Annotated in this window: 1 protein-coding gene; it reads left to right on the top strand. The window is 58.6% G+C overall.

Annotated elements, in window-relative coordinates:
* Positions 1–544 (top strand): helicase-related protein (locus B3E43_RS09105; protein ID WP_292028670.1); only part of this gene is annotated, 544 nt, incomplete at both ends.

Here is a 544-nt window from a genome sequence, read left to right as displayed (position 1 = left end):
CGGCGAGCCGGTTTACACCTACTCCCTCAAAGAAGGGATCAACGACGGCTTCCTGACCCCCTTCAAGGTCAAGCAGATTTCCACGACGCTCGACGAGTACGTCTTCACGCCTGACGACACCTTGGTCGAAGGCGAGATAGAGGCCGGCAAGCGGTTCGTCGAAGCGGACTTCAACAAGATCATCGAGATCAAGGAGCGCGAAGCCCATCGGGTGAAGCTGTTCATGGATATGATCGACCAGCGCGAAAAGACGCTGGTCTTCTGTGCCACCCAGGCACACGCCTTGGCCGTCCGCGATCTCATCAACCAGATGAAAACGAGCAAGGACCCGAACTATTGTCAGCGGGTCACGGCGAACGACGGCGCGCTCGGCGAACAGGCGCTGCGGGATTTTCAGGACAACGAGAAAACCATCCCCACCATCCTCACCACGTCGCAGAAGCTTTCGACCGGCGTCGATGCTCGCAACATCCGCAACATCGTCCTGCTGCGGCCGATCAACTCCATGATCGAGTTCAAACAGATCGTCGGTCGCGGCACGCGG

The organism is Brevundimonas sp. UBA2416 (assembly GCF_002343105.1).
Lineage (GTDB): Bacteria > Pseudomonadota > Alphaproteobacteria > Caulobacterales > Caulobacteraceae > Brevundimonas.
Note: the sequence above shows the minus strand (reverse complement) of the source record. Positions and strands in the feature narration are given on the sequence as shown.